We start from the raw sequence: 12,465 nt of genomic DNA, 5'->3' as shown, positions 1-12,465 counted from the left end.
GGCACAAAATGACAAGAACAATCCGAAACGAGGCAGAAAACACAAGTGATTCGCCACTATGCACGGCAATCCGCTGTTCGCAGACGGCGAAATCAGAGCACACGAGGTGAGCAATGGATAAGACAATGATGAATGGCCGTGATCATACTGGACACGGCTGGTTGGCGGAATTTCGCCAACGGATAACTGATGCCGGTATTAGTCAAGCACAACTTGCGGCACAATTAGGTATGACGCGCTCCTATGTCAACCGGCTGTTAAATGGACGCGCTGCGTTAACCGAAGAAATGCAACGGCGCCTGGGCCACGCGCTTCTTGGCCTGACCAATCGTGATTCGATGTTTATCTTAGTCGATTACGTGCGGGTGCGGTTCAATACACAAGACGCCGAGTATGTGTTCAAAAAGCTGTTTCCAATGAACAGGGATTTCTTCTCCTTAACTGAAAAGGCCTTTTATGGGTTCGACTACACGATTCAGCGTGGCGATATTTCAATCATGAGTACCCGCGTAGGTGGCCCGAATGCCTATCTGGGAACAATGATTGAGATGCACGGCTCTGGTTGCCGTCAACTAGAAGCAGTGCTTGTCCGAGATGGGCTGACTTGGTTCGACTTTTTTCAGGCCTGCGATGATCTAACTGGGATCTACAAACGGGTTGACTTCGCAATCAATGATACCGTCGGGATTATCGACATTCCCCACCTGATTCAAAAAGTCGAAAAAGAAGAACTAGTGAGCTTGTTCAAGAGTAAATGCGCAATCGAAACCATTAAGAAAGGCCGTGTCGGGAAAACCGTTCAATTCGGTTCACCACAAAGTTTGGTGCAAATGATTGGCTATCAGAAGGACATCGAACAATATTTCAAAAACAAAATCGACTACCCAGAAGATTCTCCAATTCTCAACCGGTTTGAAGTCCGCCTTCGCGACCAGCGTGCTCAAAAGGCTATGAAGGAACTGCTGGCCTGCCAAGACGCCGAAACGGTTGTCTTCGGGATCATTAACCATTACTTGCGGATCGTAACACCACAAGGCTCAAAGAAATTGGCCGATTGTCCACTAGATCCAGACTGGCAAACGTTTATCGGCGATAACCGTAATCGCTTGAAACTAGCAATGCGGCCTGAACCAATCACGATGGACAGCGTGCTGAACTGGCTGACCAAGCAAGTCGCGCCCAGTCTGAAAATGGTTCAGCAAGTCGATTCACTCAATGGGACTGACATGATCGCGGATATGATTAACGAGGCTGAATTATCGCCGCAACAGAAGACGTTACTCAAGGAGGTATTTGAACAAGCGCAACATGAAGACGAAAAAAAACAAAGCAACGAATGAACGTGATTGCACGCACCCGATACTTTGCCCTAGACAAGCCAAGTATATCATGGTCAACGACCAAAGCAAGCGTGCCTTCGATTATTTGGAGGTATGAAATGAGTATTACCCAAGCACCTAATGGTACCTATGTTGTCAGTGTCTCCTTTGGCACTGATCCCGTCACCGGCAAGCGACGCCGCAAGAAGAAACAAGGCATTCATTCAATGGCAGCTGCCCGCGAAGTTGAAAAGGAGATGATGCGTACTAGCGTCGATCGGCTGTTCAATCAAGAAACCGTCACCTTCGATGAATTGTTCGAGCGGTACGTGAACCGCGTGAAGATCCATATCAAGCCGTCCTACTTGCAGTCCCAACGTGCCGTGTACAAGCGCTATATCCAGACGTTCTTCGTCAATGCCGATATTAAGCGCCTGACCAGCGAGCACATCCGCGACTTTCAAGAATGGCTCACCGAGGAACGTGATTTGAGCAATAACACCAACAACAAGACCTTGATTGAGTTAAAGCTGATTCTCGATGTCGCCGTTGAGGAGAAAGTGATCGTCGAAAATCCTTGTATTGGCGTGAAGAAGCTCAAAATCGAACGCAAGAAAATGGAGTTCTACACGCCAGATGAATTTCACGCGTTTACCACGCTGATTCATCTGCCAGAGGAATTCGACTGGTACGTGTTGTTCTCACTGCTGTTCTTCTCCGGCCTGCGGGTTGGCGAACTATGCGCGCTGGACTGGTCGGATCTCGATTTCAAACGCAAGGAACTTACTGTCAGCAAGTCTGTGTTCCGGCGCGGCGGCGTGGATGTCATTACCCCGCCGAAGTCTAAGGCTAGTAATCGCCGTATTAGTCTCAACCAAGGCATGATCGCCTTGCTTCTGCAATGGCGTGAACAGCAACAGAAACTCTTTAAGCACGACTTAGCCCTCGACTGGAGCGAAGATACGCCAATGTTCCAAGCAACGCTGATACGCCGCAATAAGCATACGATCCGCATGCGCTACAAACGTATCTGCAAGCGTGATCCCACGATGAAGCAGATTCGCATTCACGATTTCAGGCACTCACACGTCGCCTTGTTGATCGACCAAGAAACAGAGTACACGATCATCAAGGAACGACTGGGGCATGCGAGCATCGTCACAACGATTGACACTTACGGGCATCTTTTCCCCAACAAGCAACGCGAAACCGCCGATGCCCTCGACAAATTCTTCTAAAAAGAAAGGTCTGATCACATGAAATTCCGGACACGTTTGCCGCCAAAAACGGCGGTCTGATTTTTCGAACTGGTACTGCATTGGTACTGGAAGGCCGATTTCGACCCAAACAGGTGTTTGAAAGCAACAAAAAACCGCAACCCCGAAAGGCTGCGGGACGCTGATATATCAACGTTTATTCAGGAGAGTACGAGATTCGAACTCGTGCGCCGGTATTAGCCGGTTCGACGGATTTCGAGTCCGTTGCATTACCACTCTGCCAACTCTCCATAACAACGAAAGTTATTATATCAAGCTTGTCCACATCTGTAAAGAATTCACATGTGAAAAGAGCGCTGCACTGGCATGGCGGGTTGGTTTGTCTACCAGAAAATACTGAATTTTGTTGGCTGCTCGTAACTGGCAATCACCATGTCCAGGCACTCATGCCAAAGCCGGGCGGTATGCATTAAACCAATTTCTTTGAGCAGCGCGATTAGCCGCTCGCATTGCTGTTTGCCCGTCTGCACCTGGCCTTCATGAATCAGCAGCCAGCCGCCCATGAAGCGATTTAAGAGCCCATAGTAAGTGTCTTCATTAATATTAAGTTCATGGTGCCACTCAATGCATTGCGCCGCATCTTGAAACGCGCGCGCGGCCACGAAGCGGGTGAAGGCACCCTGCAGAATGCCATAGAGCAGTTCGTGGTTGGCATCAAAGTCGGTGCCTGCTGCGCGCCGAACGGCGAGTTTGGTGAAGCGCCGGAGTGCGTCCAGCGTCATCGAAGTTTGAAATTGGCGCAGCATGAAGAATTCAAAAGTGCCCCAACGGTCCACGCCGTATAGATAAGCGGTAACCGGCCGACTCCACTCCGCAAAGCTGTGCTGCATGTCGTCCAGCGAGGCAAAATCACTGTGCTCATAATCACCTTGCAAATTGGTTTTCGCCACCGCAATCAGAATTCGCCGGTAAATACGGTAGAAGCGCTGCCAGCGTGAATTGCCATCGCCAAGCATTAGCACATCATCCCCAGCATGCGTCAACTCCTGCACGTCCTGCTCAGTTAGCTGGAAGGCATTTTGCTGCGCGTTCAGTTGTACGAGTTTTAGAAAGGGTTGAAAGTACGCGGCACTTAGGTGAATGTGGCGGAGTTCGACATTCATTGAGAACAACTGACCTCGGGGGATTGCCTCCTGCGACTGTGCGTTCAACTGAAACATGAACTCCTCGACAGACACGTTAATGCGGTCGAGCAGGTGCCGCATGCGGGTGAAACTGATGTCCCGCTCGCCGCGTTCAAACTTGCTGATGAAGGCCGCACTGCATTGCGCGTCCGCAATCTGCTGCAGGGTGGTGTTGCGTTCTTGTCTTAGTTGCCGGAACAAAGCGCCAGCCGCCTGCGTGGAAGAATTTGCTGCCATCTTTTTTCTCCTATTGGATAATTATGACCACATTATAACCTGCTGCGATTATTCTGTGAATATCAAAAGGAGTGATCAGGATGCACGAACTCAAAACTAACGCCGCTTACCGAACGCTTTTAGCGGCAGGAGCCATTGATGGCATTGGCAATAGCCTTTACAATATTGTGTTCATTATTTACGCGGCAACCATGCCGTTTAAGGCTTTGGCTGTCTCCCTAGCCAGTATGGCGGGCTTATTACCGGCACTTTTTGCCATACTCACGGGCTATTGGGCGGATAAGACGCGCCGCAAAAGTCGCGGTCTCATCCGCACCTACCTCGTGCAGGCAGGACTGTTCCTCGTGCTCACGGCCTTGATTATGCAGCGCGGCAACCTCATCATCTTCTGCATGCTGCTGCTCATCAACATTGTCTCGGATATTTGGGGTGAGTACGCCAATGGTTTGGGCATGCCAATCTTGAAAGCCACCGTACCCACAGTTGAACTCAACAGTGCTTTGTCTCTGCAAACAGCCAGTAATACCACAATTCAGCTCGTGTTTGGGGCAGTGGGGGCCAGCGTGATTATCCTTTTGAACCATAATTACGCACTGTTTGGTCTCCTCAACGCGGTTTCGTTCGCGCTGGCAGCGGGTCTCATCATGTTGCGGCGCCGGCAACTGGCAGTGGCGGACAAGACGACTCCCAGCCCGCAATCCGCACCGGCAGTCCAGCAGGAGAGTTTTATTCGTAGCGCTGGACAAACCATTCGCTATTTAGCGCGCAATCGCTTCATCGCCGTCGTCATGGTGGTCGCCGTGTTCATCAATATTCTCGGCACCAGCATGGACTGGCTGATGAGCGTTAGCCTGCTGAGCATGCACCAACTTTGGTTGGGTGACTACGGCTTCACCGTGGCCATCATGAATGCGCTGTTCGGAATCGGCATGGTCGCGGGGGCGTTGTTTGCTAATGATGGTCTGCAAAAGTTGCCCATCCTGACCCTAACCATCGGCATTACCGCGAGCATGGGGCTCTTGGCACTAGCCTTCATCTACGGGCGCAGTCAGCTGCTCGTAGCGCTTGCAATTCTGCTCACCACTTACCTGACCGCGAAGGTGAATCCGCGCATCAGTGCCATTTTGATGACCGAAATTGATAATGACCACCTGGCGCAGTCGCAGGGCGTGATTAGCATGGTTGCCTTGATTGCTGCACCCATCGGCCAAGCCGTTTTCTTAGCTCTCATTAACGCCTTCGGGGCAGTACCCGCTTGGAGCATTTATGGCGGCAGTAGTGTGGCACTTATCGTTGGGATTGTGATCGTGGCACGTCGGGTGCACGAGCCAGATTTAGCAGATGCAACTAAGTGAACGCAAAAGGAGCGCCGACTGTTAATTCCTCAGTCGGTGCTCCTTTTGCGTTTACGCCCACATATTTAGTTAAGCTTAATCATTATCTGTATCATCTTTTGCCAGCAATACCCGCACCAATAATTCTTCCGTAAATTCACGTGCCTCACTCATACTAAAAGCGTGTTCTTCAGCCGCAGTGGGAGCCTCTATGCTACCGCGGCGCCACTCATCATAACGTTTCTCGACTTGATCTTCCGTGTAACGTTCACTCATTAGTTGGTCGCTAATCGTGGCAATTTGCATGCGCAGCTGGCGTTCTTTTTCGTCCATAGTTGGTCACTTCCTTAAATAATAGTATAGCGGTAACGTTTTCGCCTGGCTACTGGACTTTTGCCGCCGCCAATTTTGCGTTAATATTAGCCAATGACAACCGTCCACTGGGCGGATTACAGAAGCGGAAGGATAACCTTATGGCTACAGACACAACGAACATGCTTGACTATATCGGCGACAAAATGGACGCGCTTGACTTCGACGGCGACGTCAACCTCAATTGGGACAAAGAAGCCCACGCTATTGAACTGGAATACATTATCACCGTTGCCACCGACCAGGATTTCCAGATTGAAGACCAGGAAGGCGAGACGGCCGAGGACGGTAGCGTTTCTTACGAAGATGCGGTGCTGTTTTACGACAAAACGCGAATGGACGGCAATGAGTACGCAGACCAGTACCTGAAGGTGATTCCGTTCAACGGCAAGAAGGGGATTGACCAGGCAACGGTTGACGCCTTCTTTGACACTTTCCAGCAGGTGCTGGACGATGGTGAAAGTGACATGCTCGATTTTGTTGACGGCACGAGTGAGGACGATAACTTCCAAGTGCAATTCAACGAAGAAGCATATGACGAAGCGCTCGCAGCACAACCCGCCGCCAAGGCTGCGCAGTTCTTCCCATACCCCAAGTACTAGGAGGCACGTTTTATGGAATGGCTTAAACTAACTGTCACGACTGCCGCGGCCGCCGAAGAAATGGTCAGCAACGTGCTAATTGAAGCCGGTGCGCAGGGCATTCAGGTTGATGACGCGACCACCGGTGCACAGCTTCCGGCTGATCAAGCAGCGGTGACGGGCTTCTTCGCTGAAGCCACAGCGCTGACTGAAGTTGCCCCGCAAGTTTTGCAAAATGTGCGCGATTTGGCCGAATATGGTTTTGCCACTGAAGATGCCGCCATTAGTGACGGCAGCGTTGACGACAGCGCTTGGTCATCCGCCTGGGAGAAGTACTACCACCCGGTGCGCATTACCCGTTACCTCAGTGTTGTACCGCGCTGGGAAAAACAACCCGCAGCCGCACCCGGTGAAATCCAGCTCATTATGGATCCAGGCCGCGCATTTGGCACGGGAACGCACCCGAGTACGCGCCTGACCCTTGGGCTGCTCGAAGGCTGCATCCGCGGCGACGAAAGCGTCCTTGACGTTGGCACCGGCTCCGGCATTTTGGCCATCGCGGCGATGCGCATGGGCGCTAAGTCGGTACTCGCAACTGATTTGGAAGATGACGCGGTTGCCAGTGCGCAGCAGAACATTGCGCTGAATCCTGTTGACCACATCGAAGTGATTAGTTCCGACTTGCTGACGAACGTGCCAGCAGATGCCAAGTACAAGCTAGTGCTCGCTAACATGTTGCCAGTTGTGCTTGTGCCGCTGATTCCGCAGGTGCCAGCACACCTGCTGCCGGGGGCCAACTTACTGCTGGCTGGTATCATTAGCGAAAAAGCACCGCTCATTAAGGAAACGTTGCTCGCCAACGGTTTTGAGATTGCCGAAGAGCATCGTCTCGGCGACTGGGTGGCTTTCCGCGCCCAACTGGCGGAGGCAGACTAATGCAGCGTTACTTCTACAATCAGCCGCTGACGTCAGGCATGACGGTTGAACTGGATGCCGCTGTGCAAAAGCACGCCGTTCAGGTGCTGCGGATGCAGGCTGGCGCCCAGTTTGAGTTAGCCGACAGTACCGCGCATGCTTACGTGGTGACCATTGCCGACCTCAAGCCACTCACGGTCACAGTTGGCGCAGACATTACCAAAGCGGTGGAATTACCGCTAGCCGTGACCATCGTTTGCGGCATCGCCAAGGCGCAAAAAGCCGAGCTCGTCACACAAAAAGCTACGGAACTGGGGGTCAGCCGGATTATTTTTGCCAACTCCCAGTGGGGCACCGCCCGCTGGCAAGCAAGCAAGGCTGACCGCAAACTTGAGCGACTACAACTCATTGCACGGGGGGCGGCTGAACAGAGCCACCGCAACCTCGTACCAACCGTTGAGTTCATGGCGAACCTGACGGACGCGGCCCAATTGCAAGCCGACCAGCGTTTAGTCGCTTATGAAGAAAGTGCCAAGGAGGGCGAGGCCGCGCAACTTTTGCAAAGCGTCCGCGCTGCTTCGCATGATCTGGTCGTTGTGTTTGGCCCCGAGGGGGGAATCGCGCCGGAAGAGTTGACGCAACTGACCGCAGCCGGTTACAAGGCCGCAGGACTCGGGCCACGCATTCTGCGCACGGAAACCGCACCGCTATACTTACTCAGTGCGGTGTCTGCACTAACGGAATTAGGGAAGGATGAATAATATTGCTTCAAAAAATTAATGCCTGGTGGCAAAAGCCGCTCAGTTTGCTTCTCATTACCAACGTCGTCATGGCGGTGCTGATGCCCTTTATCTTCAAACTAGTGCACTTGTCCATCGCTTGGCGCGTTGGGCTGCTGTTTCTGATTATGGATGGCGCTTATGCCTGGTGGATTGGCCGCTCAATCAAAAAGAACGGTCTCGGTTGGTGGTGGCTCCTCGTCTTCCCAATTTTGTTCGCCGGAATGGTTTTCCTGCGTTTTGCTAAGTATGACTACTGGTTCGTGCCCATTTACGTCGTGATGAACCTGCTGGCACTACTGAAAGACTAGCTTTTTCCGCACACGCTTGTATAATAAATAAATAGATAGCAAACAGAAAGCACGTACTTTTGAGGACGTGCTTTTATTGTATGAGGACGGCGATAATAATGGCAGAACAACCAGAACTGACGCAGCAGGATGTTATGGCCCTGTGTGCGAAGTACATGAATGAAGAACATCTGAAGTTCGTGCAGCGCGCCTATGACTTCGCGGCGTACGTGCACAAGGACCAGTACCGCAAGAGTGGGGAGCCCTACATTATTCACCCCATTCAAGTTGCGGGTATTTTGGCGAACCTCAAAATGGATCCCGAAACCGTGGCTTCAGGCTACCTGCACGATGTTGTCGAGGATACCAACATCACGCTCGGCGACATTAACGAGCTCTTCGGCCACGATGTTGCGGTCATTGTAGACGGCCTGACCAAACTCAGCAAGGTCACTTACGTTGCGCACAAGGATGAACTCGCCGAAAACCACCGCAAGATGCTCATTGCGATGGCCAAAGACCTGCGTGTCATCATGGTGAAACTCGCTGACCGCTTGCACAACATGCGCACCCTGATGCACTTGCGCCCTGACAAACAGCGCCGCATCGCCACCGAAACCCTGGATATTTTTGCGCCACTAGCGGACCGCTTGGGGATTAGCACCATCAAGTGGGAGCTAGAAGACTTGTCGCTGCGTTATCTCAACCCGCAGCAATACCACCGAATTGCCAGCCTGATGAACTCCAAGCGTGCTGAACGTGAGGGCTATATTCAGTCTGCCATCAAGGAAATCAACGCGGCCTTAGCGGGCACCGACATTCAGTACGAAATCTACGGCCGGCCAAAGCACATCTACTCCATTTACAAGAAGATGCGTGACAAGCACAAGCAGTTCAGTGAACTTTATGACCTGCTTGCCGTGCGGGTGATTACCCAGTCCATCAAGGATTGTTACGCCGTGCTCGGGGTGATTCACACCAAGTGGAAGCCAATGCCAGGGCGGTTTAAGGACTACATTGCCATGCCTAAGGCCAACCTCTATCAGAGTATTCACACGACGGTCATCGGCCCCGCCGGTAAGCCGCTCGAAGTCCAAATCCGGACGGAAGAAATGCACCACGTCGCTGAATACGGGGTTGCGGCCCACTGGGCGTACAAGGAAGGCCAGACGAGCGAAGTGCAATACGACGCCGCTGGCAAGAAGCTGGATATGTTCCGCGAAATTTTGGAACTCAAGGACGAAACCGATGACGCGCATGAGTTTGTCGATAGCGTTAAGGGCGACATCTTCTCGGACCGCGTCTATGTCTTCACCCCGCGCGGCGACGTGTTTGAACTGCCCAAGGGCAGTAACACGCTTGATTTTGCCTACCTCGTGCACACTGAAGTCGGGAACCACACCGTCGGCGCCAAGGTCAACGGCAAAATTGTGCCGCTGAATTACCAGCTCAAGAATGGGGACATCGTCGAAATGCTGACGAGTTCTTCCAGTGTGCCGAGCCGCGATTGGGTCACCGTTGTCTTCACTTCCCGCGCGCGGAACAAGATCCGTCGTTACTTCAAGCAGGAAGATAAGGAAGACAACACGGTTAAGGGCCGCGACATGCTTGAGCACCAGCTCAAGGAAATGGACCTGCAGCCCGGCGACTTCATGGATAAGCAGCCGATGCAAGAACTTCTGAAGCGCCTCAACTACGCGACCGAGGACGAACTGCTCGCTGCCATCGGTTATGGCGAACTGACACCACTAGTAGTTGCCAACCGCCTAACTGAGAAGTACCGCCGCGAGAAGGAGGAAGCCGAGCAGCGTCAGCGCGAACAGGAAATCCTGGACCAGAACAAGAAGGTCACGACAGTTTCCAAGGAGCGCAAGCAGAAGAATAACGGCAAGAAGAAGGCCGGCGATAACGAGGGCGTCATCATCGAAGGCGTTGACAACATGCTGGTGCACCTGGCCAAATGCTGCCTGCCCGTTCCGGGTGACGACATTGTCGGTTACGTGACCAAGGGGCGTGGGGTCACGATTCACCGTGCTGATTGCCCGAACGTCGCGGCAGAAGGCGAGGAGTCCTCACGGCTGATTGAAGTGAAGTGGCGTCAGAAGTTCGACAACACGCAATCCTTCAATGCTGACCTGGAAATCTACGGCTACAACCGCAGCGGCTTGCTCAACGACGTGCTACAGACGCTGAATGCCCAGACTAAGAACCTCAACAACATTAATGGTCGAGTGGACCACGACAAAATGGCGGACATTCACGTGACGGTTGGCATTAACAATCTGGCGCAGCTCGAACGCATGATTGACGCTATTAAGAACATTCCCGATATTTACGAAGTCAAGCGAACTAACGGTTAGGAGGCTGTCATGCGAGTAGTAGCACAACGCGTCACGAGTGCGTCGGTGACCATCGATAACACAGTGCGCGGCGCCATCGAAGGCGGGTTCATGCTCCTGGTGGGCATCGGCCCAGATGATAATGAGCAGACTGTTGCCAAAATGGCGGCCAAAATCGCCAAGTTGCGCGTCTTCAGTGATGATGCGGGCAAAATGAACCAGAACATCAGTGCTGCGGGCGGCGAGGTTTTGTCCATTTCCCAGTTCACCTTGTATGCCGATGCACGCAAAGGCAACCGTCCCGGTTTTACCGATGCCGCTAAACCGGAGTTGGGTACCCGTTTGTACGATCAGTTCAACGCTGATTTGCGGACACTAGGCCTCACAGTTGCGACTGGTGAGTTCGGTGCAGACATGCAGGTGGCACTGGTGAACGATGGTCCAGTGACGATGATTTTGGATTCGGAGGTGCTCGGTTTTTGAAAGCTGTAATTTGGGATTTTGATGGTACACTTTTTGATACCTACCCAGGCATGGTGCGTGCACTGATGGCCACACTTGATGATTATGGCATCAGTGGGGATGCTGATGAGTTATTGATTGCCATCAAACGTGACTCAATGAAGAAGGTTTTCGACGACATCGCTGCGGCGCACCACATTGACCGCCAAGCCATTCAGGAAACTTACAATGCACATGAAGTGGTTCTCAACGCAGATCCACTTGCATACCCCGGGGCTGCAACAGTAATTAGAGCCGTGCAGGAGCGGGGAGACATGAACTTGTTGTGGACGCACCGCGACCAGAAGGCCTGGCGCTTGTTGAAGCGTGACGGCCTGGATGATGCTTTCGCCGGTGGGACGACGATCGACATGCACTTTAAGCGTAAGCCGGATCCCGAGTCGATTAACTACCTACTGGCCAAGTTCAGTCTTGATCCACAGCAGACGCTAGTTGTGGGAGATCGACGTCTGGACTCTGAAGCTGCAGTTGCCGCTGGTTGCCACAGTCTCTACATCGACATCGATGGGCTACATGACGCGCCGCACGCCGAATTCACCGCGCCAACGCTGCGTGAAGCGTTGCCGATTATCGTCGATTTTCTCGAAGCTTGATGTTGTCGCCGTCCGCCAGCGTAAGTTATGAAACTTTCAATCAAATCATCCGCAAGGATGAAAATAGTGCTTAGACTGAAGGTCGGAACTGGGCCGGATTAGCTTCGCTCCTGGGAAGGGTGTGCGTGGGACCGTTTCAGCCAGCTGTGCTGTCTTCCACTGGCGATTTTGCCGCAAACCCGGCGGCAAAATCCCGCTCCTAACGAAAATGGCGGTGTACATTTCGCACAAAGTTCGTGTGCGAAACATACACCGCCATTTTCGTGGGCACGCACCCCCTTCCCGTCCGCTGCCGCTAATCCGGCCCAGTTCCGACGTGCATTCATGTGACTGTGGTGGTGAAAGTTTCAGGTTACGCTGGTGGATGTGCCAAACAAAGTTGGACACGTACTGAGCAATGTTGATGCAGGCATCAGTGTATATGTCTGCATCGAACTTGCTGAACATTGTTACCACGGCCTTTACCAGCTCCTGAGATAGTCATCGTCCAGTATCACAAACCATGTGTAGCAGACTTCAACCTGGCGTTTCATTACGTTGTCACCAGGCCTTCGTGGTGTTTTCTACTCAGTAACGTGTCGGCCACGGAGGCGTGAGTGTGCTTGGGCGGAGCGAAGGGAACGGAGTCGGGCGAAAAGATGATTGTTTGGAGACAGGACGGCTGGTCTTGCCGTCGTGGCTTCACACAATCATCTCAGGAGCGTAGATTTGACGCTGGTTTTGCGGCAAATCTGCCAGCGGAAGACGGCGAAGCCGCCTGAAGCGGTCCCGCCCGACGTAGTT

General features: G+C 52.6%; 12 protein-coding genes and 1 tRNA gene. 10 read left to right on the top strand and 3 right to left on the bottom strand.

The features are described from left to right. The first annotated feature begins 113 nt into the window (after window positions 1–113). Window positions 114–1,340 carry a replication initiation factor domain-containing protein gene (locus EKM97_RS01185; protein ID WP_125570445.1) on the top strand — a complete coding sequence of 409 codons (1,227 nt, stop codon included), beginning with the start codon at window positions 114–116 and terminating at the stop codon, window positions 1,338–1,340. A 98-nt stretch (window positions 1,341–1,438) separates the two neighbouring features. Further along, complete coding sequence (locus EKM97_RS01180; RefSeq protein ID WP_164507383.1) at window positions 1,439–2,557, top strand: tyrosine-type recombinase/integrase; 1,119 nt, start codon at window positions 1,439–1,441, stop codon at window positions 2,555–2,557. Between the two features lie 181 nt (window positions 2,558–2,738). Here the strand turns inward: EKM97_RS01180 and EKM97_RS01175 are convergent. Further along, a tRNA-Ser gene (locus EKM97_RS01175) sits at window positions 2,739–2,826 on the bottom strand. A gap of 93 nt (window positions 2,827–2,919) precedes the next feature. Further along, window positions 2,920–3,957: a helix-turn-helix domain-containing protein gene (locus EKM97_RS01170; protein ID WP_125570443.1), complete on the bottom strand. Its 1,038-nt coding sequence runs from the start codon at window positions 3,955–3,957 to the stop codon at window positions 2,920–2,922. Between the two features lie 80 nt (window positions 3,958–4,037). Here EKM97_RS01170 and EKM97_RS01165 point away from each other — a divergent pair, with 80 nt between their 5' ends. After that, complete coding sequence (locus tag EKM97_RS01165; protein WP_125570442.1) at window positions 4,038–5,312, top strand: MFS transporter; 1,275 nt, start codon at window positions 4,038–4,040, stop codon at window positions 5,310–5,312. Between the two features lie 75 nt (window positions 5,313–5,387). Here the strand turns inward: EKM97_RS01165 and EKM97_RS01160 are convergent, their stop codons facing one another. Then, a complete protein-coding gene (locus tag EKM97_RS01160) occupies window positions 5,388–5,624 on the bottom strand; it encodes a hypothetical protein (RefSeq protein WP_125570441.1) in 237 nt (78 codons plus the stop codon). A gap of 140 nt (window positions 5,625–5,764) precedes the next feature. Here EKM97_RS01160 and EKM97_RS01155 point away from each other — a divergent pair, with 140 nt between their 5' ends. The 7 genes from EKM97_RS01155 to EKM97_RS01125 all read left to right on the top strand — a co-directional run bounded on the left by EKM97_RS01155 (window position 5,765) and on the right by EKM97_RS01125 (window position 11,682). Then, window positions 5,765–6,265: a DUF3013 family protein gene (locus tag EKM97_RS01155; protein WP_125570440.1), complete on the top strand. Its 501-nt coding sequence runs from the start codon at window positions 5,765–5,767 to the stop codon at window positions 6,263–6,265. 12 nt (window positions 6,266–6,277) lie between these two features. Next, entirely contained in the window at window positions 6,278–7,180 is a 903-nt protein-coding gene (prmA, locus tag EKM97_RS01150; RefSeq protein ID WP_125570439.1) for a 50S ribosomal protein L11 methyltransferase, read from the top strand. Continuing rightward, window positions 7,180–7,920: an RsmE family RNA methyltransferase gene (locus tag EKM97_RS01145; protein ID WP_125570438.1), complete on the top strand. Its 741-nt coding sequence runs from the start codon at window positions 7,180–7,182 to the stop codon at window positions 7,918–7,920. Before prmA ends, EKM97_RS01145 begins: the two co-directional genes overlap by 1 nt. Window positions 7,921–7,922: 2 nt before the next feature. Further along, window positions 7,923–8,249, top strand: a complete 327-nt coding sequence (locus EKM97_RS01140) for a hypothetical protein (protein WP_125570437.1) — start codon at window positions 7,923–7,925, stop codon at window positions 8,247–8,249. Between the two features lie 98 nt (window positions 8,250–8,347). Next, window positions 8,348–10,588 (top strand): RelA/SpoT family protein, encoded by a 2,241-nt coding sequence (locus EKM97_RS01135; RefSeq protein ID WP_125570436.1) that lies wholly within the window; start codon window positions 8,348–8,350, stop codon window positions 10,586–10,588. A 9-nt stretch (window positions 10,589–10,597) separates the two neighbouring features. Continuing rightward, window positions 10,598–11,050, top strand: coding sequence for a D-aminoacyl-tRNA deacylase (gene dtd, locus EKM97_RS01130; RefSeq protein WP_125570435.1), 453 nt, complete (start codon window positions 10,598–10,600; stop codon window positions 11,048–11,050). After that, window positions 11,047–11,682 (top strand): HAD hydrolase-like protein, encoded by a 636-nt coding sequence (locus EKM97_RS01125; RefSeq protein ID WP_125570434.1) that lies wholly within the window; start codon window positions 11,047–11,049, stop codon window positions 11,680–11,682. Before dtd ends, EKM97_RS01125 begins: the two co-directional genes overlap by 4 nt. The last annotated feature ends 783 nt before the right edge of the window (window positions 11,683–12,465 follow it).

The sequence above is a fragment of the Lacticaseibacillus songhuajiangensis genome (assembly GCF_003946025.1).
GTDB classification, from domain to species: domain Bacteria; phylum Bacillota; class Bacilli; order Lactobacillales; family Lactobacillaceae; genus Lacticaseibacillus; species Lacticaseibacillus songhuajiangensis.
Note: the sequence above shows the minus strand (reverse complement) of the source record. Positions and strands in the feature narration are given on the sequence as shown.

Excerpts from the sequence above, each read along its gene's own strand:
- EKM97_RS01155 (WP_125570440.1), top strand. The coding sequence starts at position 5,765 with ATGGCTACAGACACAACGAACATGCTTGACTATATCGGCGACAAAATG.
- prmA (WP_125570439.1), top strand. The coding sequence starts at position 6,278 with ATGGAATGGCTTAAACTAACTGTCACGACTGCCGCGGCCGCCGAAGAA.
- EKM97_RS01185 (WP_125570445.1), top strand. The coding sequence starts at position 114 with ATGGATAAGACAATGATGAATGGCCGTGATCATACTGGACACGGCTGG.
- EKM97_RS01135 (WP_125570436.1), top strand. The coding sequence starts at position 8,348 with ATGGCAGAACAACCAGAACTGACGCAGCAGGATGTTATGGCCCTGTGT.
- EKM97_RS01165 (WP_125570442.1), top strand. The coding sequence starts at position 4,038 with ATGCACGAACTCAAAACTAACGCCGCTTACCGAACGCTTTTAGCGGCA.
- EKM97_RS01170 (WP_125570443.1), bottom strand. The coding sequence starts at position 3,957 with ATGGCAGCAAATTCTTCCACGCAGGCGGCTGGCGCTTTGTTCCGGCAA.
- EKM97_RS01180 (WP_164507383.1), top strand. The coding sequence starts at position 1,439 with ATGAGTATTACCCAAGCACCTAATGGTACCTATGTTGTCAGTGTCTCC.
- EKM97_RS01160 (WP_125570441.1), bottom strand. The coding sequence starts at position 5,624 with ATGGACGAAAAAGAACGCCAGCTGCGCATGCAAATTGCCACGATTAGC.
- EKM97_RS01145 (WP_125570438.1), top strand. The coding sequence starts at position 7,180 with ATGCAGCGTTACTTCTACAATCAGCCGCTGACGTCAGGCATGACGGTT.
- dtd (WP_125570435.1), top strand. The coding sequence starts at position 10,598 with ATGCGAGTAGTAGCACAACGCGTCACGAGTGCGTCGGTGACCATCGAT.